We start from the raw sequence: 16,077 nt of genomic DNA, 5'->3' as shown, positions 1-16,077 counted from the left end.
CCCCTCTCGCCGAGCCTTAGCCGACCTGAATGACGGTGTCGGACACAAATTCAAATGTCGGAACCGCAAGGTTTTCCGGAGCCGGGCCTTTGCGGATACGGCCGGCGGTGTCGTAGTGCGAACCATGGCATGGGCAGAACCAGCCGCCGAAATCGCCGGCCTGGCCAAGCGGCACACAGCCCAGATGCGTGCAGACGCCGACCATCACCAGCCAGTTCTCCTTGCCCTCGCCCGCGGAGCGGTCGATGTCAGTGGCAGGCGCGTCAGCAGGAATGTTGGCGTTGCGCGCCACTGGATCCTTCAGATCCTCCAGTGCGACCGCCCGCGCTTCCTCGATTTCCTTTTCCGTCCGGTTGCGGATGAACACAGGCCGGCCACGCCATTTGACGGTCAGGGACATGCCAGGCTCAACGCCGGACACATCAACCTGGATTGACGCCAGTGCGCGGGTGGAGGCATCGGGCTGCATCTGGTCGATGAACGGCCATGCAACACCAGCCGCACCGACGGCACCGGCAACGCCTGTTGCGACGTAAAGAAAGTCACGCCTTGTATGTTCGGTCGAATCGGTAGCGCTCACGGGACTGCGATCCTTTCACCTTGAGTCGGCCGGTGGGGACGCCTTATTGCACTCGAACCCAAGCAAACTCCCGCGCATGACGGAAACTGCCCGGTTCTACCCCCGGCATTTTTCGATGGTTTCTATGCGCCACGCAGGAACTTGTCCAGACGGGGGCGACCCTACAGGGCAGATTGTCGCGGGGAAAACGCAGCGAATAAAGATGACTTAAAAACTCCTGTTTTTCAATACAGGCGCTTTTGCCAAGTTTCGGTCGACGATCTCTCACACTCAAAGCGGCGCGGCTGCCTCAAAGGTAAAGACGGAAGCACCCGCCGCCAAAGCGCTCTCGGTCCGATAGTCCGCAAAGACATCAACCTCGGCGAAGCCGGCAGAGCGCAATGCCAGCTCGAATTCCAGGAGCCCCCAGAGACGCAGGTGAAAAAGCTGGATCTCGCTGGCCACGAGTCGGCCTTCGCGCCAATGCTCGTAACGCAGCTGCGAAAGCGTTGTCTGGCGCTGGAAACAGGTCTCCACCCGGCTTTCGACGAGTGTAAGCAGGTCGTCCTTCGTCTGCCAGTGCCGCGCCGCGAGCGCGGTGTCCGCAAGACATGCCAATGCATCGAGATCGAGGATCAGCCGGCCGCCGGGGAGAAGCGCCTTGCGGAAACGCTCAAGCACGGTCAGCGCCTGCCGCGGCTCCGTGATCAACTGGAAGGAACCCGCAGGAATGATGACGGCACCGAACCGCGTTTCATATTCGAAATCCTCGAAGCGTGCGATGTCGACCGGTGACGGCAGGCTGCGCGCCTCACATTCCCTACGGCAGTAGGCCACCATCTCCTCGGAAGCATCGAAACCGCGAACATCAAACCCGGCCTCAAGAAGCGGGATGAGAACACGGCCATTACCGGCTGCAGGCTCGAGCACCGGACCGGTGCAGCCCGCCAGGCGGTCGCGATAGAACTCAATATCCCCGAAAGAGCGGCCTATGGGTTTGTCGAGATGATAAACCCACGAGGCCAGCGTACCGTAAGCGTTTTCCATGGCGCCGTCTTTCCTGTCTGCCATTGCTGGCAGGCGAGTGCCACGAACCCCTGACGGCAGCAAGCGGGCCAGACCGCGACATCCAGCAGGCCAGCGCTCAACGTGTTCCTATACGCGCCCCAAGGCGCACCAATACCCTGCCAGGGATCGACAGCTCCGCAATCACGTCTTCGTGTCTGCGCATGCCACAAAGCTCACGCTGGATGAAATAAAAATGCACCGCTTCGGCGGCGGCGTGAAGACGGCGGTCCACATCCTCTCCATCGGCGGGATCTGCCGCGGCAAGATGCATGAGTGCCTTTTCGGCAATTCGACCGGCATGGCCGAGCGATGACGCCTGCTCGGCCACAATCTCGTTTTGCAGCACTGTATCGCCACTGACGGGATGAACCATGAGGCCGGTCACGGTGCTGGGTGGTTTCAGCATGTCAGGAGCCGCTCTTGTATCGCTCGACAATCAAAACGTTTGCCGAGTATTCTGCCGCGTCTCACAACCGCGTTCAACTCAGGGCACAAACCATGACGCTGATCGAGCTTGGAACCTTCACATTGGTTGCCGCACTTCTTGTCATGTCGCCGGGCCCGAATGGCGTGTTGATTGCCAAGACAGTCCCCACTTCAGGCAAAGCGGCCGGTTTTGCCAACATCGCCGGGTTCTTCGCAGCGTTCTACGTTCATGGCGCTTTGTCGATCCTCGGCATTTCCATCATTCTGGTGCAGTCAGCCCAGCTGTTCTTCATCGTGAAAATGCTGGGTGCGGCCTATCTCTGCTATATCGGTATGAAAGCGCTTTGGCAGGCTTGGCATGGCTTTGCGTCACCGCTTGAGGTGACCCCTGCCAAACGCCGGCGCACACTCATACGCGCGGCATTCGAAGGGTTTCTGACCAACGCGCTCAACCCAAAAGTATCGATGTTCTACCTGGCGGCATTTCCGCAGTTCATTCCGGCCAATGCCGACGCCACCCTCTGGGCCTTCGCGCTCGTGGTGATCCACTCGCTTCTGAACATTGTGTGGTTCTCCTCGCTCGTGCTTCTGTTTTCGGGCCTCAAAACGATCGGCAGCAATGTCCGCATGCAGCGCGGGCTGAAAGCGCTCACTGGAACGGTGTTTATCGGTTTCGGCCTGAAACTCGCGACCATGCGCCCATAGGGCTGTCTCAGGCAGCGCCCGCCTGGGCCAGCGGCGCGCGTTGCCTGACCTGGGTCAGCATGAGCCCAGCGAGAACAAGTGCTGCAGCCACCATGCGCATCGGGCCAAAAGTTTCGCCGAGAAACAGGGCTGACGAGCTCATCCCGAAAATCGGCACCAGCAAGGAAAATGGCGCAACCCGCCCCGCACCATAGGTTCTGATCAACATTCCCCATACAGCGAAACCGAAGATCGTTGCGGCGTAAGCGATATAGATAACCGCGCCAACGCCGGTCCAGTTGATGCTGGACAGCGCGGCCATATCCGCCTCCCAGCCTTCGATCATGAGAGAAAGGGCAAGTAGCGGGAGCGGCGGAATGAGGCTCACATGGACCATCAGGCGAAACATGTCGACCTTGCCTGCCTGCTTCATCAGAAGATTGGAAATCGCCCACATGAAAGCGGCGGCGATCCCCAACGCCAGGCCCATGATCGTGATGCTTGCGTCCACCGTCAGCGCAATCAGGGCAATCCCGCAAAAGGCGACGAAGATACCGAGAAGCTGCATGCGTGTCGGCCGTTCACCCAGCACGAACGCCGCAAGCATGATGGTGAAAAACGCCTGTGACTGAAGCACGAGCGAGGATAATCCGGCAGAAAGCCCGACATCCATGGCCAAGAACAGGAGCGTGAACTTGACGATGCCCAGCACGACCCCGATGGCGATGACATAGCGCCAGGCGATCACAGGTCTCGGCACGAAAAAGGCAAGCGGCAAAGCCGCCGCCGCAAACCGCAACGCGGAAAAAAGTATTGGCGGAAAATTGTCAATGCCGACCTTGATGACGACGAAGTTGAAGCCCCAGACGGCAGTCACCAGAAGCGCCAACAGGATATGGGGCAGTTTCATGTACATTGTCCTCGGGCGGGGAAGCAGCCTTCGCTAAAGACCCCACCCGTTCACAACTTTCAAATCAAAAACACTGCCGCTTATCGATCAGCGAGATTGAACCCCATACTGGCTCAGGGCCATTTCACCTCGGGCGGCAAGCTGGACAGGATGGAATTGACGTTGCCCCCGGTCTTGAGACCAAAGATCGTGCCCCGGTCATAGAGCAGGTTGAACTCCACGTAGCGGCCTCGCCGCACCAGTTGCTCCTCGCGGTCAGCTTCCGTCCAATTGGTGTTGAAGTTCTTGCGCACCAGATGCGGATAGACGACTGCGAAGGCACGTCCCACATCACGGGTGAAGTCGAAATCGGCCTGCCAGCCCCCCTTATCCTCCGGCGAGCGCAGCCAATCGTAAAAGATACCGCCAATGCCGCGCGGCTCCTGACGGTGCGGCAGGTAGAAATACTCGTCACACCAGGTTTTGTACTTTTCGTAATCGACGATGGCTGCGTGGCGTTCGCAGACGAAACGCATGGCCTTATGGAAGGCCTCCGTATCAGGATCCTCCTGAGTACGGCGACGGTCGAGAACCGGTGTGAGATCAGCCCCGCCCCCGAACCACTGGCTGGTGGTGACCACCATACGGGTGTTCATGTGAACGGCCGGCACATGCGGGTTCTGCGGGTGGGCGATCAGCGAAATCCCTGAGGCCCAGAAGCTCGGATCGCGATCCGCGCCCGGGATTTGCTTTCGAAATTCGGGCGAAAACTCACCATGGACGGTGGACACGTGAATGCCAACCTTTTCAAACACCCTGCCGTGCATAATCGACATGACGCCACCACCACCCTTACCGCCTTCCCGCTCCCAGGGGGTGCGCTCAAAGCGGCCGGGCGTGCGTGTTGACAGTGGACCGGTCAGCGCGTCCTCGAGTTCCTCAAAGGCAGCGCACAGCCTGTCGCGCAGTTCCTCGAACCAGGCGCGCGCAGCGACTTTCTTTTCTTCGATATTCTCCGGCAAACCGGCAGGCAGCTCTGGTCGTTCCATCATCTTCCCTTTGGCCCGATCCTACGCGACGCTGCGGCAGGCGGACAGCCCTACAAATGACTCGCAATTTTCAACCGCGTTGCCTAAGCTTCTTATCCATCGGGTCAAGGAGTTCTTTTGTGCGAGTGCCCGCAAAACCACCGCTGGAGGGGCTGAAACGCAGCCTCGACAAACACCGCGCCAGGGCAAGCCGCCTGCCACGCGATGGTTTTTTGCGGGAGAGTTTTTCCCTGCCCCGCGCGCAAGCCCGGGAAAAAGCACGGGAATGGCTGGAGCGGTGGCCCAAGCAAGCCTACTGGACCGAAATAGAAAGCTGGTGCGAGCGACCAGGCGATGTGATCGAATTCACGATGCGCCGTTTACCGAGCGCGGACTGAGAAACCACTGCTCTCAAGCAAAAAACGCCAACCCACACGAAGCTTGACTTAAAGTTCACTTGAACTTTTAGGCATCCCTTTCCCGAAAAGGAAAGTGAAATGATGCCACCCAGGATTTATCAAAAACACACGCCGGATCGCCATGCATCCTGGCGGGCGCACAAAGAACAACCCGGCCCTTCGATGCGCTGCCTGGGAAACGAAAAGCCGGTTTCATCTTCCCGGTTCGAAGCTTTAGCGCAACTCACGCAACGCCTCGCCGGCAGCCATCGCCGCGCTCATGGCCAGATTCAGACTGCGCGCGCCCTTCTCCATCGGGATCACCAGACGGGCATCAGCCGCCTCGTGAACAAAATCCGGTGCTCCAACAGATTCGCGTCCGAAGATCAGAATGTCGCCTTCGATGTAAGAAACCTCGGTGTAATGCATTTGGGCTTTGGTGGTGAAAAGCAGAAGACGGCGCTTTTCCTCCCGACGCCAGCGGTCAAAAACCTCCCACGACGAATGACGGACCAGAGCGGCACGCTCGAGGTAATCCATGCCCGCCCGCTTCAGGTTTTTGTCGGAAAGGTCGAATCCGGCCGGCTCAATCAGGTCGACGGTAAAGCCCAGGCAGGCGGCGAGGCGAAGTATGGCCCCGGTATTGCCCGGGATGTCTGGCTGATAGAGCGCGATACGCATCTGGCTGTGTCTCTCGACATGGCTGGCTGTGGCTTTCCGGTTACACCAGGCAGCGGGCGAACGAAAGAGCACAAAAACAGGTGGCAGTTCTCTGCAACTGTGAGTATAAGCCAACCATTGTCAACGCGAACCACAGGAGAAAAGCATGGATACGCATCGACATTACATGACTTGGCTCCGCGCCTTTGGCCTGAAGGCCTGACGGCGGACTCGGTTCGGCTCGCTCCCACCAATTTTTCAGGTAGCTACGTATCGCGGTCCGTCGGGATTTCCTCCCGCTTTTCAAGGACGTTCGCGATGCATAACCGCTTCCCCCGGCGGCCGTTCGGCCGCAACAACGACTTTGTCGTTCCGCACATAGACCCAAACCGCCCCACCTTGCAGGATCGCCGGTTGGAGGCATGGGCTTTGACAATCGGCGCTACGATATCGCCCGATAGACATACTGAACAAAGGAGGCCTCATCGAGGTCAGCTTCCCGACGTGGACATGAAGTTTTCCATGCCGGAGCGCCCCGCCCTTTGGACGATGCTGCGAAAGCTGTTCGAATGACAAGACAGCGGACCATGCAGCCCTCATCGAAACCCGCCCCGCTTCCCTGTGGGGTGGGTCCACGGAGATCAATTTTTCTACAACCCCTGGTAGGCCTTTTGGTCAAAAACCATCTGGCCAAACCCGGCTATGAACGCTATAAGACGCGCCCTATCAACGAAAACCGCTGGAGGCGGCAATGGACAATTCGATGCTTACCTCCTTCGCAGGCCTGCGCCCGTGGAACACGGCGCCGCACCAAGCCTGACGGCGGGTTTCGTTCTTCAGCTTTTTCAGCACAGGTAAAGCCGCAGCCGAGCGAATCCGCCGACCGTTTCTTCCGGTTGTCACAATGGATTTGCATCATGACTGCACACCTTCAAAAAGGGGGCGTCCCGCCCCGCAAGAACAAGCTCGCGAAAGCCGACCCGGCCACCCGCGCACTCGAGCGCGGAAACGACGGCGCTCCTGCCACCTTGCTTTCAGGAGCCTTCAAGGCCGCTCTCGGCAAGCCCGCAGATCCGCCGCATAGTATCGCTCGTGACATGGGCGGTATCGGCCACGCCGCGCCGCTGAGTACAGGTCCCCTGAAGGGACCGGGCAAGCCGCGAACGAACAGCCCTGCAGCATCCGTGCCGCGCAAGGGTCACAGATAGCCGGGCAACCGGCAATCATCGCTTTTCCGCCAGCCGCCGCCCGCGGAAAAGCTTTTTGAACACAGACAACTATCCCGCGAACATGATTCAACACATCACGTTCGCGGGCTCCAGAATGAAAGACGCCTGAGACAATGTTTCAATGGTTCGAACAAAGGCTTCAGCCTTTTCCCAACGAAGAACCGCAGGAGCCGCCCCGCACATTCTTCGCCTTTTGCCTGCATTTCACGAAAGGCGCGTGGCCCTATGTCCTGTTGGGTACGTTTCTTGTCGCGGCCATCGCCCTGGCGGAAGTCTGGATGTTCGCCTTTCTGGGCGACATCGTCGACTGGCTATCGGACCGCGACCGGGCCACATTCCTCGATGAGGAAGGGATGCGGCTTATTGGCATGGCGGGCTTCATCCTTATCATCCTGCCCGGACTGATCTTGCTTGCCGGTCTCAACAACCACCAGATTCTCATGGGCAACTACCCCATGCGAATCCGTTGGCAAGTGCATCGCTATCTGCTCAAGCAGTCGATGAGCTTCTACCAGGACGAATTCGCCGGCCGCATCGCGACCAAGCTGATGCAAACCGCACTTGCTGTGCGGGAGTGCGTCGTCAAGACCTTCGACGTCTTCAATTACGTCGTGATCTATTTCGTGGGCATTCTGTTTTTGACAGCTTCTGCCGACTGGCGTCTGTCCCTTCCGATCCTTTTCTGGCTCGGCGGCTATATTGCCCTCATGGCTTATTTCATCCCGCGGCTCGGCAAAATCGCCGAAAAGCAAGCCGATGCCCGATCGATAATGACCGGCCGCGTGGTGGACAGTTACACCAACATCCAGACGGTGAAGCTTTTCTCGCACGCACAGCGCGAGGCTGGCTTTGCGCGCGAAGGGATGAATGGGTTTCTGCAGACGGTCTACGCTCAGTTTCGATATGTAACCGGTCTATACGGCCTTCTCTATTTCCTGAACTCGGCCTGCCTTGTCGCGGTGGGATATTTGTCGATCACACTATGGATCGGCGGGGAAATATCGGTGGGCGCAGTGGCGGTTGCCATCGGCCTCGTGCTGAGGCTCTGGAACATGTCGCAATGGATCATGTGGGAGCTGACAGGGCTGTTCGAGAATGTCGGGACCGTGCAGGATGGCATCGGCTCGATTTCGCTGCCGCGTCTGGTGGATGACAAGCCGGACGCGAAAGCGCTTGTCGTCCCGAAAGGCCGGATCGAGTTCGATCGGATCGGCTTCCATTATGGCAAGAAGGGCGGCGTCATCGAAGATCTCTCACTTTCGGTGAAGCCCGGTGAGAAGGTCGGGCTCGTGGGCCGTTCGGGCGCCGGTAAGTCCACCCTCGTCAATCTTCTGTTGCGCTTTTATGATCTGGAGCGTGGCCGTATCCTCATCGACGGACAGGATATTTCGGAGGTCACGCAGGATTCGCTGCGGGCCGAAATCGGCATGGTGACACAGGACACGTCCCTGCTACACCGGTCTGTTCGTGACAACATCCTCTATGGTCGACCCGACGCGACCGAAGCGATGATGCTGGAAGCGGCACGGCGCGCCGAAGCGATGGGCTTTATCGGCGGGCTGAGCGATCCGAAAGGACGCAAGGGCTTCGATGCGCATGTGGGTGAGCGGGGCGTGAAACTCTCCGGCGGCCAGCGCCAGCGCATTGCCATCGCCCGTGTCATGCTGAAAGATGCTCCGATCCTCATCCTCGATGAGGCGACTTCAGCGCTCGATTCAGAAGTTGAGGCGGCAATTCAGGAGAACCTCTATCGCCTGATGGAGGGCAAAACGGTGATTGCCATTGCACACCGGCTTTCGACCATCGCTGCAATGGACCGCCTGGTCGTCATGGACAAGGGCCGCATCGTCGAGGAAGGCACGCACGACGAACTGGTGGCTGCCGGAGGGCTCTATGCAAGCCTGTGGCAGCGCCAGTCCGGCGGTTTCCTCGATCTGGACGTAAATGAGGCTGCGGAATGAGCGTAGACGAGAAAAGCAAAGAACCGCGCAGGTCTGAAAGCTGGTGGCGCAGCGTCGAAGGGGTCATCGACCCCTTCGGCGACACCGGGCGCTCCGTGTTGCCCGTTAAGGCGCATGAATTCATCCTTTTCTTCGCACGGCAAGCCAAGTGGCCCTTCATTCTGCTTCTGATCGCCGGCGGCCTGATGGGTGCCGTCGATGCAGGGCTTTACTGGGCGCTTGGCTGGCTGATCGACCTTCTGGACTCCTCTTCGCCACAGACACTGATTGCCGACCACTGGGAAAAACTTGCCGGTTTCCTTGCGCTCCTTCTCATCATCCGTGCAGTGGTGATCATCGGCAACACCATCCTTGAAGAACAGGTGATCGCGCCGGCCTTCTATCAGCGTGTGCGCTGGCAGGCGTTTCGCCGTGTGATCGAACAACCCTATGAATTCTACCAGAACGACTTTGCAGGCCGCATCGCGACCAAAATTCTGCAGGGCGGTGAGGCAACCGGCGACTTCATCATCAACGTTCTGCAAACCATGTGGAGCTTCCTCACCTTCGTCGTGCTGGCCGCTTCGATCCTCACCGTGCTCGACCCGTTCATGGGACTGGTGGTCCTGCTTTGGCTCGTGGCCTATGTGGCGATCGCGCGCTACCTCCTGCCCCCGCTCAGGCGGGCGGGCCGTCGTACAGCCGACCAGCGCTCCATCCTGAACGGGCGGATGGTGGATGCCTTCACCAACATCCTGGCCGTCAAGCTGTTCGACAGCGGACAGCGCGAACACTCCTATGTGCGCGAGGGCATGGCGCATTTTCTGAGTGCCGTTCAAACACTGACGCGCGCCATCACCCGGGTGCGCGTGACGGTGGCTATCGTCAATGGTTTCATGATGGCTGCGATCTTTGTTCTTGCCGTATCGCGCTGGCTGGACAGCGCGATCACCACCGGCGAGATCGCTGCCGCGATGGGCCTCGTCTTCAGGCTCAACCAGATGTCCGGCTGGATGATGTTCAACATCAACGGGCTGATCCGCAACTATGCGACCGTGCAGGATTCCACCACGGTCGTTTCAGTGGAACCGGCTATCCGCGACGCTGATAATGCCAAAGAGATGAAGCGTGCCAAGGGAGACATCCGTTTCGACAACGTCACGTTCAACTATGGCAAGGAAAGCGGCATAATCGAAGGGCTCGATCTGCATATCAAGCCGGGGGAAAGGGTGGCATTGGTTGGCCCCTCGGGCGCCGGCAAAACCACGATTGTGAATCTGATGCTGCGGCTCTTTGAGGCCGAGCATGGAAAAATCCTGCTTGACGGGCAGGACATCACCCAGGTGACACAGGCCTCGCTTCGCGCCCAGTTCGGCGTGGTGAGCCAGGAGCCGATGCTCATGCACCGCTCAATCCGCGACAACATCGCCTATGGCCGGGGCAAGGCCAGCGAAGAGGACATCATTGCCGCGGCGAAGCGCGCCTCGGCTCACGAGTTCATCCTTAACGTGTCGGACCCGAAAGGGCGCACCGGCTATGATGCGGTGGTGGGCGAGCGCGGCGTCAAACTTTCGGGTGGTCAGCGCCAGCGTATCGCGATTGCAAGAATGATGCTGAAGAATGCACCCATCCTCATCCTCGACGAAGCGACTTCGGCGCTCGATTCCGAGATCGAAGCCGTGATCCAGGAAAATCTTGAGCGACTTATGGAGAACAAGACGGTGATTGCTGTCGCTCATCGTCTTTCGACCATCGCCGCCCTCGATCGGATCATCGTGCTTGATCAGGGGCGTATCGTGGAGGAAGGCTCCCATGAGGCGTTGGTGGAACGGGACGGACTTTACGCACAGCTTTGGAAACGCCAGTCAGGCGGCTTTCTGGGCGGAAGGATGGCGGCGGAGTAGGCAGTTCGGCACCAGCAGTCGCAGGCGCAAAGTGTCGAGCAGGCTCCGCCATCCTTGCGTTCGCGGTCCTGTCCATGGGCAAGTCGGCCAACTCCTCCATCGACATTGTGCGCAAAACCGGATGAGCCAGCGGATCGTGCTGCCATTCAGCTTCTGCGAGCGCCCTGCGCGCCCGCCGGTAACGGGTCCTGAAAGCCTGAATTCTTATCCAGAAAAACTGTATCATAGCATTCCCTTTCTCGAGGAATGGCGTGTTCAGGACCCAGAATCCGCTCGGATGCAATGATTTTCAATGGAGATTGCCTATCGGATACTTTAGAAAAACTGCATGAAACATCTGCCAAGGGTTCACCTGAACGGACTACGCGCCGTCGAAGCGGTCGGTCGCGGCGGCTCATTAAGCGCTGCCGCAGAAGAGCTGGGCGTATCGGTCGGAGCCGTCAGCCAACAGGTGGTGAAGACCGAGGCACAGCTCGGCGTCGCGATTTTCGAGCGGACGGGACGCGGCATTCGCCCGACTGCGCTGGGACGCCAGTTCATCGAGCGACTGGGCATGGGGTTTCAAGCGCTCGATTCAGCTGTAGCGCTAACGCGCCATGACACGGATTCAGTGCTGACGATTTCCGTCGCCCCGGTCTTTGCCGCGAAATGGCTGGTACCCCGACTTGCCCGCTATGCAAGAGCACACCCAGAAACCAAGCTCCGACTTGAAGCCTCAATCGGTCTGGTACATCCCGACAGCACGGACATCGACCTTGCGATCCGTGTCGGCGAGGGAAACTGGCCGGATGTGCGCGCAGAACATCTTCTGCCACAGGAAGTTTTTCCCGTCTGTGCCCCTTCGATCGCCAGGCATCTGAAAACACCGGAAGACGTCCTGACCGCCCCCATCATCCGTGACGCCAATTCCAACATCGAGTGGGATGTGTGGCTAAAACCGCTTGGCCTGGACGAGCGGGATCTGGCGGAAGGCGATACGTTTACCGACGCAGCGCTCTGTCTTGATGCGGCTATTGCCGGACAAGGCGTAATGCTTGCCTGGCACACGCTTGCCCATGATGCCCTGCGCGGTGGTCAACTCGTCGCCCCCTTCCGCGAACGCGCCAAGACACGCTTTAGCTATTGGCTGATCACATCCCAAAACAGGCCTGAGCCAGCCAAGGTCCGTAATTTCAAGACGTGGCTACGAAGCGAGATAGAACGGATGCTGGCGGAATAACCGTTGGGTTTACAGTAACAATCCACGCGGACTGCTGACGGTTTTTCCTTCGGCAACCTCTTGCCGCATTCCGTGTTATAGTTCATGGCACGCATAAACTGAGAACAGGAGGATCGTCTCATGAAGGAATTTCATTGCGGCTCGCTCGTTCCAGGCTGCGACTGGCACACCCGCCACGAAGAAGAGGCGGAGGTCATTCGCCGTGCAGCCGAGCATATGCGCGAAGCTCACGGCGAAACCGTGATCCGCGAGAGCATGGTTGAAGCCATTCGCTCACGCATCGCAGAGGCGCGCAACGCGGCCTGACCACGCTTGTTTCACCGACCTTTTCAGCCGGTGGACGAGATCATCAAGGCGGCGCGCTCAAGCAGCGCGTCGCGTTTCAACGAAAAATCAGACGCGATCCACTCTTCCTCCAGCAGGGAGAGAACCTCTCCAACGGCCTTCCCTTTTTGCAGCCCGAGTTTTGCGAGATCGGTCCCATCGACCGGGAGTGATGGCTTTTGCCATGCTTCAGCGAGCTTCATGAGGCGAGTATAACCGGCTGCCTCCATCAGCGCCTTGTCGTCTTCCGATGCTCGCGCACGAGCACTCACCAAAGCCAACTTCAGACGCCACCAGAGGCCATTTGGTTCTGCTTTGTAGGCGAGTTTCCTGAAACCGCTCTCGCTCAAATCCGGGGAGGGTACCGGTGCACTCGCCCAATCCGAAAGGTCTTTCTTCTCAGCATTGGACAGGCGCAGACGCTTTCCCAGTTCCAAAATTCGAGGTTCATGGGGCGGGATGATCGCAGCAAGCCGAAGCAATGGGTCCGGCCGCCAGCCGAGCGTCTGCTCCGCCTCGATCAGCGGAGCGATGGTGTCGATTCCCCATTTTTCCGATTCGGGAAGAATTTTCGTCAGAACCCCTGTCTGGCGCATCCACAGGAGAGCACGTGAGGGATCCGGCGCCGAGAGGAGTTTTTTAAGCTCCGCCCAGACACGTTCGGCCGACAACCGTTCCAGCCCATCGCGATGACGTGCACAGGCCTTGAGCCCCGCCGCATCAGGGCGGCCTCGCCCATACCAGGCAAAAAAACGGAAAAACCGCAGGATGCGCAGATAATCCTCAGTGATCCGGGTATCGGCGTCGCCAATGAAGCGCAGGGTCTGGCTTTCGAGATCCTCAAGGCCGCCCACCAGATCGATGATCTCGCCATTCGCGCGCGCATAAAGCGCGTTGATGGTGAAGTCACGCCGCTCGGCATCGCTGCGCCAATCGCGGCCGAAAGTGACATGCGCATGCCGGCCATCGGTCTCCACATCCGCGCGCAGCGTGGTGACTTCGTAGGCCTGCCCCTCCGCAATAACCGTAACGGTTCCATGGTCGATGCCGGTGGGCGCGGTGCGGAAGCCGGCGCCGCGCGCCCGACGCACCGTCTCATCCGGCTGCGTGGTGGTGGCGATATCAATGTCGGTGACGGTTTGGCCAAGCAGCGTGTTGCGCACAGCTCCGCCAACGACACGCGCCTCATCACCGCCCGTAGACAGTGCTTCCAGCAGCGCCTGTAGCTTTTTATCGGACAGCCATTCCGAATCTAAAATCAATCGCTTGTCCATCAAGCATAAAGTCTTTCGTAAAGAGTGCGAATGATGCCGGCCGTAACACCCCATATGAAGCGCTCACCGAAGGGCATGGTATAATAGAACCGTTCCTTTTCCTGCCACAGACGACTTTCGCGCCGATGATTGGCGGGGTCCATCAAGAAGGCCAGCGGCACTTCGAAAGCGGCATCCACCTCGTCAGGATTGATGCGCAGATCAAAGCCTGGTTGCACGATGCCAAGCACCGGAGCAATACGGTATCCGCTCCCGGTGGAATAGTCCGGCATGCGGCCGACCACATCGACCGCATTGGGAAGAAGGCCGATCTCCTCGTCTGCCTCGCGCAAGGCCGCGGCCTCCGGCGACGCGTCCTCCGGATCGATACGCCCACCCGGAAAAGCTATCTGGCCTGAGTGACTGCGAAGCGACTGAGTGCGTTGGGTGAGGATCACCGACGCGCCATCGGCATGGTCAACGACCGGTATGAGTACGGCGGCATCACGCAGCCCAGGTCGCACGATCATTTCACGTAGGTCGGGATTCAGGCTGTGATCGCCGTAATCTTCCGCTCCCGCGGGTCCCTGCTGGCGCGCCGCGCGACGGCGAAATTCTTCCGCCGAATAAAGAGTTTTCGAGATACTCCTCATGGTCATTGCGACAGCCTGTGCAACGCGTCAGCGGGCATGACAGGAAACACTGCGCCGCGCGAGCGGATCGCGAACATCATGCGCCCGTCGATCTCGATCTCCTCCCCGACCTCCACCAACTCATACAAAACAGAGCGTGCGACAAGAGCTTCAAGCCTTCCGCGCACATGCAGATATGGCTTCAATCCGCCTGTATCCGGCTGATCCACAAAGCGCAATTCGTGCCCGGGACCAGCTTCGACCACATCACCGACATTTGTGCGGAAGGTAAGCGCTTGTGCCTCCCCTTCACCGGTTACAACCATCTCCACTGCAAGAAACGGCGCATCTTCAACACGAATGCCGACTTTTTCCACCGGAGTGATGAGATAGGTCTTGCCGTCCTCGTCCTTGCGCAGAACGGAGGAGAAAAGCTGAACCAGCGCCGGTCGTCCGATCGGTGTTCCCATGTAGAACCAGGTGCCATCGGCGCGAATCTCCATATCGAGATCGCCACAAAACTCGGGATTCCAGCGCTCCACCGGCGGTACGCCCTTGCCCGAACGGGCAGCGCGCGCGATCATGGCTTCCAGGCTGGCAGTGTCGGCGGCTCCCGCGAGGCTTGACGGGCTCTTGCTCGTTTTCTTGTTCATGGTCACGAAATAGTCACTGTTGTTTCGCTTGTCAGCCTTGTTGAGTGTTTTAAGTTTGCCAAAGGGACGTGAAGGCACGAATCGCTCCAGACACGTGCCGGTGTGGTCCGTTCCTGCTGCCCTTTAGTCCCCCGGGGCCTTTAACGAGGATCGAGACGGCATGACCATTGTTTCCAAAAACGAAGTTCCGGGCAAAAAGCCCATGAGCGACAAGGAAATGGTCGCTGAAGCCGAACGTGCGCTATCAGATATAGCAAAGGTGCGCGAAGGCGTCGGGCAGGTGATTTTCGGTCAGGAAGCGGTGGTGGAACGCACCCTTGTGGCGATCCTCGCCGGCGGCCATGCACTGCTTGTCGGAGTGCCCGGGCTCGCGAAGACGAAACTCGTGGAGACACTCGGCGTTGTGCTCGGTCTCGATGCACGACGCATCCAGTTCACACCGGATCTGATGCCGTCCGATATTCTGGGTTCGGAAGTGATGGAGCAGGACGAGAAGGGCAAGCGCTCGTTCCGCTTTCTGCCCGGTCCGATCTTCTCACAGCTTCTGATGGCGGACGAGATCAACCGTGCCAGCCCGCGCACCCAATCCGCGCTTCTCCAGTCGATGCAAGAATATCACGTGACTGTGGCCGGCCACCGGCACGACCTTCCCTCGCCCTTCCATGTGCTCGCGACGCAGAATCCGCTGGAGCAGGAAGGCACCTATCCTTTGCCGGAAGCACAGCTTGATCGCTTTTTGATGCAGGTGGACATTCTCTACCCCGAGCTCGACGCCGAGCGACGCATCCTTCTCGAAACCACGGGCACGGATGAAGCTGAGGCAAAGAACGCGCTTTCGCCGGAGCGGCTGAAGGAAATCCAGATGCTGATCCGCCGTATGCCCGTGCCCGAGAGCGTGGTCGATGCGATTCTGCAACTGGTGCGCACGGCGAGGCCCGGCGTCGGCAACCCTGACACGGACCGCCATGTGGCATGGGGCCCAGGCCCTCGCGCCAGCCAGGCTCTGACGCTCTGTGCCCGTGCCCGGGCGCTCTATGATGGCAGGCTCGCCCCCTCCGTGGATGACGTGCGGGCGCTGGCCGAACCTGTGCTTCAACATCGGATGGCATTGACCTTCGCGGCGCGCGCGGAAGGCATGACCGTGCGCGACGTGATCCGGCGCCTCGTGAAGGCGCTCGATTGATGGGCACCGCGCTCCAGATAGGATCTTG

General features: G+C 59.3%; 17 protein-coding genes. 8 read left to right on the top strand and 9 right to left on the bottom strand.

Annotated elements, in window-relative coordinates; translation table 11 throughout:
- Positions 1-16 precede the first annotated feature (16 nt).
- The 3 genes from petA to H7H48_RS08840 all read right to left on the bottom strand — a co-directional run bounded on the left by petA (position 17) and on the right by H7H48_RS08840 (position 2,033).
- The gene (gene petA / locus H7H48_RS08850; RefSeq protein WP_229448685.1) at positions 17-580 is read right to left on the bottom strand and encodes a ubiquinol-cytochrome c reductase iron-sulfur subunit; all 564 of its coding nucleotides are present in this window, start codon (positions 578-580) and stop codon (positions 17-19) included.
- A 270-nt stretch (positions 581-850) separates the two neighbouring features.
- Positions 851-1,606: a bifunctional 2-polyprenyl-6-hydroxyphenol methylase/3-demethylubiquinol 3-O-methyltransferase UbiG gene (locus H7H48_RS08845; RefSeq protein WP_229448684.1), complete on the bottom strand. Its 756-nt coding sequence runs from the start codon at positions 1,604-1,606 to the stop codon at positions 851-853.
- 97 nt (positions 1,607-1,703) lie between these two features.
- On the bottom strand, positions 1,704-2,033 hold the full coding sequence (locus H7H48_RS08840) for a DUF6665 family protein (RefSeq protein WP_229448683.1): 330 nt from the start codon (positions 2,031-2,033) through the stop codon (positions 1,704-1,706).
- 92 nt (positions 2,034-2,125) lie between these two features.
- On the opposite strand from H7H48_RS08840, the gene H7H48_RS08835 reads away from it, so the two are divergent.
- Complete coding sequence (locus tag H7H48_RS08835) at positions 2,126-2,758, top strand: LysE family translocator (RefSeq protein ID WP_229448682.1); 633 nt, start codon at positions 2,126-2,128, stop codon at positions 2,756-2,758.
- Positions 2,759-2,765: 7 nt separating this feature from the next.
- On the opposite strand, the gene H7H48_RS08830 is transcribed toward H7H48_RS08835, so the two are convergent.
- Positions 2,766-3,647 (bottom strand): EamA family transporter, encoded by an 882-nt coding sequence (locus H7H48_RS08830; protein WP_229448681.1) that lies wholly within the window; start codon positions 3,645-3,647, stop codon positions 2,766-2,768.
- Between the two features lie 113 nt (positions 3,648-3,760).
- Positions 3,761-4,675 (bottom strand): oxygen-dependent coproporphyrinogen oxidase, encoded by a 915-nt coding sequence (gene hemF, locus H7H48_RS08825; RefSeq protein WP_229448679.1) that lies wholly within the window; start codon positions 4,673-4,675, stop codon positions 3,761-3,763.
- Positions 4,676-4,794: 119 nt separating this feature from the next.
- Between hemF and H7H48_RS08820 the strand changes: the two genes are divergently transcribed.
- Positions 4,795-5,052 carry a hypothetical protein gene (locus tag H7H48_RS08820; RefSeq protein ID WP_223021253.1) on the top strand — a complete coding sequence of 86 codons (258 nt, stop codon included), beginning with the start codon at positions 4,795-4,797 and terminating at the stop codon, positions 5,050-5,052.
- A 234-nt stretch (positions 5,053-5,286) separates the two neighbouring features.
- Here the strand turns inward: H7H48_RS08820 and H7H48_RS08815 are convergent, their stop codons facing one another.
- Positions 5,287-5,733, bottom strand: a complete 447-nt coding sequence (locus H7H48_RS08815) for a tRNA (cytidine(34)-2'-O)-methyltransferase (protein WP_229448678.1) — start codon at positions 5,731-5,733, stop codon at positions 5,287-5,289.
- Positions 5,734-6,629: 896 nt separating this feature from the next.
- Between H7H48_RS08815 and H7H48_RS08810 the strand changes: the two genes are divergently transcribed.
- The 5 genes from H7H48_RS08810 (at position 6,630) to H7H48_RS08790 (ending at position 12,310) form a co-directional block, all read left to right on the top strand.
- Positions 6,630-6,920: a hypothetical protein gene (locus tag H7H48_RS08810; RefSeq protein WP_229448677.1), complete on the top strand. Its 291-nt coding sequence runs from the start codon at positions 6,630-6,632 to the stop codon at positions 6,918-6,920.
- A 134-nt stretch (positions 6,921-7,054) separates the two neighbouring features.
- Positions 7,055-8,902, top strand: coding sequence for an ABC transporter ATP-binding protein (locus H7H48_RS08805; RefSeq protein ID WP_229448676.1), 1,848 nt, complete (start codon positions 7,055-7,057; stop codon positions 8,900-8,902).
- Positions 8,899-10,785, top strand: coding sequence for an ABC transporter ATP-binding protein (locus H7H48_RS08800; RefSeq protein WP_229448675.1), 1,887 nt, complete (start codon positions 8,899-8,901; stop codon positions 10,783-10,785). Before H7H48_RS08805 ends, H7H48_RS08800 begins: the two co-directional genes overlap by 4 nt.
- Positions 10,786-11,113: 328 nt before the next feature.
- Positions 11,114-12,004: a LysR substrate-binding domain-containing protein gene (locus H7H48_RS08795; protein ID WP_229448674.1), complete on the top strand. Its 891-nt coding sequence runs from the start codon at positions 11,114-11,116 to the stop codon at positions 12,002-12,004.
- 120 nt (positions 12,005-12,124) lie between these two features.
- Positions 12,125-12,310 (top strand): DUF1059 domain-containing protein, encoded by a 186-nt coding sequence (locus H7H48_RS08790; protein WP_229448673.1) that lies wholly within the window; start codon positions 12,125-12,127, stop codon positions 12,308-12,310.
- 23 nt (positions 12,311-12,333) lie between these two features.
- Here H7H48_RS08790 and H7H48_RS08785 read toward each other — a convergent pair whose 3' ends face one another.
- The 3 genes from H7H48_RS08785 to H7H48_RS08775 are packed head-to-tail and all read right to left on the bottom strand — an operon-like array spanning position 12,334 to position 14,866.
- A complete protein-coding gene (locus tag H7H48_RS08785; RefSeq protein WP_229448672.1) occupies positions 12,334-13,602 on the bottom strand; it encodes a CCA tRNA nucleotidyltransferase in 1,269 nt (422 codons plus the stop codon).
- The gene (locus tag H7H48_RS08780; RefSeq protein ID WP_229449218.1) at positions 13,602-14,234 is read right to left on the bottom strand and encodes a CoA pyrophosphatase; all 633 of its coding nucleotides are present in this window, start codon (positions 14,232-14,234) and stop codon (positions 13,602-13,604) included. Before H7H48_RS08780 ends, H7H48_RS08785 begins: the two co-directional genes overlap by 1 nt.
- Before the next feature lie 2 nt (positions 14,235-14,236).
- Positions 14,237-14,866, bottom strand: coding sequence for a DUF1285 domain-containing protein (locus H7H48_RS08775; RefSeq protein ID WP_229449217.1), 630 nt, complete (start codon positions 14,864-14,866; stop codon positions 14,237-14,239).
- 160 nt (positions 14,867-15,026) lie between these two features.
- On the opposite strand from H7H48_RS08775, the gene H7H48_RS08770 reads away from it, so the two are divergent.
- Positions 15,027-16,049 (top strand): MoxR family ATPase, encoded by a 1,023-nt coding sequence (locus tag H7H48_RS08770; RefSeq protein ID WP_229448671.1) that lies wholly within the window; start codon positions 15,027-15,029, stop codon positions 16,047-16,049.
- The last annotated feature ends 28 nt before the right edge of the window (positions 16,050-16,077 follow it).

The organism is Nitratireductor sp. B36 (assembly GCF_020833685.1).
In the GTDB taxonomy this organism is placed as follows: Bacteria; Pseudomonadota; Alphaproteobacteria; order Rhizobiales; family Rhizobiaceae; genus Nitratireductor.
The sequence above is the reverse complement of the archived record's forward strand: the minus strand, read 5'-3'. Positions and strand labels throughout refer to the sequence as shown.

Coding starts and splice junctions, on each gene's coding strand:
- H7H48_RS08800 (WP_229448675.1), top strand. CDS start 8,899: ATGAGCGTAGACGAGAAAAGCAAAGAACCGCGCAGGTCTGAAAGCTGG.
- H7H48_RS08835 (WP_229448682.1), top strand. CDS start 2,126: ATGACGCTGATCGAGCTTGGAACCTTCACATTGGTTGCCGCACTTCTT.
- H7H48_RS08795 (WP_229448674.1), top strand. CDS start 11,114: ATGAAACATCTGCCAAGGGTTCACCTGAACGGACTACGCGCCGTCGAA.
- hemF (WP_229448679.1), bottom strand. CDS start 4,675: ATGGAACGACCAGAGCTGCCTGCCGGTTTGCCGGAGAATATCGAAGAA.
- H7H48_RS08815 (WP_229448678.1), bottom strand. CDS start 5,733: ATGCGTATCGCGCTCTATCAGCCAGACATCCCGGGCAATACCGGGGCC.
- H7H48_RS08805 (WP_229448676.1), top strand. CDS start 7,055: ATGTTTCAATGGTTCGAACAAAGGCTTCAGCCTTTTCCCAACGAAGAA.
- H7H48_RS08830 (WP_229448681.1), bottom strand. CDS start 3,647: ATGAAACTGCCCCATATCCTGTTGGCGCTTCTGGTGACTGCCGTCTGG.
- H7H48_RS08785 (WP_229448672.1), bottom strand. CDS start 13,602: ATGGACAAGCGATTGATTTTAGATTCGGAATGGCTGTCCGATAAAAAG.
- H7H48_RS08775 (WP_229449217.1), bottom strand. CDS start 14,866: ATGAACAAGAAAACGAGCAAGAGCCCGTCAAGCCTCGCGGGAGCCGCC.
- H7H48_RS08840 (WP_229448683.1), bottom strand. CDS start 2,033: ATGCTGAAACCACCCAGCACCGTGACCGGCCTCATGGTTCATCCCGTC.
- H7H48_RS08770 (WP_229448671.1), top strand. CDS start 15,027: ATGACCATTGTTTCCAAAAACGAAGTTCCGGGCAAAAAGCCCATGAGC.
- H7H48_RS08810 (WP_229448677.1), top strand. CDS start 6,630: ATGACTGCACACCTTCAAAAAGGGGGCGTCCCGCCCCGCAAGAACAAG.
- H7H48_RS08845 (WP_229448684.1), bottom strand. CDS start 1,606: ATGGAAAACGCTTACGGTACGCTGGCCTCGTGGGTTTATCATCTCGAC.
- H7H48_RS08790 (WP_229448673.1), top strand. CDS start 12,125: ATGAAGGAATTTCATTGCGGCTCGCTCGTTCCAGGCTGCGACTGGCAC.
- H7H48_RS08780 (WP_229449218.1), bottom strand. CDS start 14,234: ATGAGGAGTATCTCGAAAACTCTTTATTCGGCGGAAGAATTTCGCCGT.